Annotated in this window: 1 tRNA gene and 1 rRNA gene; both read right to left on the reverse strand. The window is 57.5% G+C overall.

What is annotated here, in order from left to right:
- Positions 1–96: 96 nt before the first annotated feature.
- A tRNA-Ala gene (locus QNM96_RS22820) sits at positions 97–168 on the reverse strand.
- A gap of 155 nt (positions 169–323) precedes the next feature.
- A 16S ribosomal RNA gene (locus QNM96_RS22825) occupies positions 324–1,797 on the reverse strand.
- Positions 1,798–2,093: the final 296 nt, after the last annotated feature.

Consider the following 2,093-nt stretch of genomic DNA (forward strand, 5'->3'; position numbering starts at 1 on the left):
GCGCGGGGTGGTGCATTGGTTCGTTGCTTCGGATTAAATCAACGTCCCGTCTCCCACTTAAGGGACACGATTCGATTTGTGATTTAACCCGAGTCATGGACCCACAGGGATTCGAACCCTGGGCATCCTCCTTGCAAAGGAGGCACTCTACCACTGAGCTATGGGCCCACCCCACTCTGCTGATGTGCAGACTGGGGATCAATCGGGAGTGTTAGCCTTGACAGTTCTAAGGTGCTCGCTCGGCCAGACGGTGGTCGAGTGAACGTGTGGACCGAGTTCGCAAAACCGCGTGTGGGCCGGGGCGTCGCCCCGGTCCCGGTCTGTGGAGGTGATCCAGCCGCAGATTCCCCTACGGCTACCTTGTTACGACTTAAGCCCCCTTGCGAAGCCCAGATTCGACCGGCGTAACGCCGGCCTCATCCGGACCTCACTCGGGTGCTTTGACGGGCGGTGTGTGCAAGGAGCAGGGACGTATTCACCGCGCCCTTCTGAGGCGCGATTACTACCGAATCCAGCTTCATGCGGGCGAGTTTCAGCCCGCAATCCGAACTACGATCGAGTTTCGGAGATTAGCGTCGCCTCTCGGCGTAGCATCCCACTGTCTCGACCATTGTAGCCCGCGTGTAGCCCAGCACATTCGGGGCATACTGACCTACCGTTGCCCGTTCCTTCCTCCAGTTTGGCACTGGCAGTCCTCTTAATGTACCCAACCACCTCAAGGGTGTTGCTGGCAATTAAGGGTGCGGGTCTCGCTCGTTGCCTGACTTAACAGGACGCCTCACGGTACGAGCTGACGGCGGCCATGCACCTCCTCTCAGTGGCTCCAGTAAGCTCATCACACTGACTTTCACTGCACACTGTCGATGCTGGTGAGATGTCCGGCGTTGAGTCCAATTAAACCGCAGGCTCCTCCGGTTGTAGTGCTCCCCCGCCAATTCCTTTAAGTTTCATCCTTGCAGACGTACTTCCCAGGCGGTCTGCTTCACGGCTTCCCTACGGCACAGCACAGGCTCGTAGCCTGTGCCACACCTAGCAGACATCGTTTACAGCTCGGACTACCCGGGTATCTAATCCGGTTCGTGACCCGAGCTTTCGTCCCTCACCGTCGGATCCGTCTTTCCAGAGCGCTTTCGCCACCGGTGGTCCGTCTCGGATTACAGGATTTCACTCCTACCCCAGACGTACCCTCTGGATCTTCCGGTCCCAAGCCATGCAGTTTCCACCGGACGCCTCCCCGTTGAGCGGGGAGATTTCCCGATGGACTTGCGTGGCCAGCTACGGACGCTTTAGGCCCAATAATAGCGGTCATCACTTGTGCTGCCGGTATTACCGCGGCGGCTGGCACCGGTCTTGCCCAGCACTTATTCGCCGACCATCCTACGGTCGGAAAAAGCGAGGACTATATGCCCTCGCACTTGGAGTCCCCTTATCGCACTCTCGTGCAGTGTAAAGGTTTCGCGCCTGCTGCGCCCCGTAGGGCCCGGTATCTTGTCTCAGATACCGTCTCCGGGCTCTTGCTCTCACAACCCGTACCGATTATTGGCACGGTGGGCCGTTACCCCACCGTCTACCTAATCGGCCGCAGCCACATCCTATCGCGCCTGAGCATTTCTAGCTCGCGCCACTCCAGGGAGCGAGCCGTATGCACTATTAACCTCAGTTTCCCGAGAGTATCGTGCTCGATAGGGTAGTTTGGCCACGTGTTACTGAGCTATCTGCTACGAGTCTAAACTCGTACAACTAGCATGGCTAAATCGGACTCCAATAGCAATGACCTCCGGCAGGATCAACCGGAATGCTAAATCCCCTGCAGAGCAGGGGGGTTTGGCGGTGAATGGTATAAATACACACTCACACATTGCGTGGTCCACAGTTCGGCGACCAGATCGCCGACCGATCGAGCGTCACCGAACTGTCAAGGCTAACATCAGATCCCATCTTAACGGCGGACCGCAGGGGTAGGATCCTCATTTCCTTCGGACTCTATCATACGTCTTCGGGGGTACAAAACCCCTTCGGACTATGATCGTCCGAGATGACGAGCCGAGTTGAACGGCCCGTCGATCACGTGTTCGTTGCGTTCATATCCGAAC

Source organism: Halostagnicola sp. A-GB9-2, from assembly GCF_030068615.1.
Taxonomy (GTDB): domain Archaea; phylum Halobacteriota; class Halobacteria; order Halobacteriales; family Natrialbaceae; genus Halostagnicola.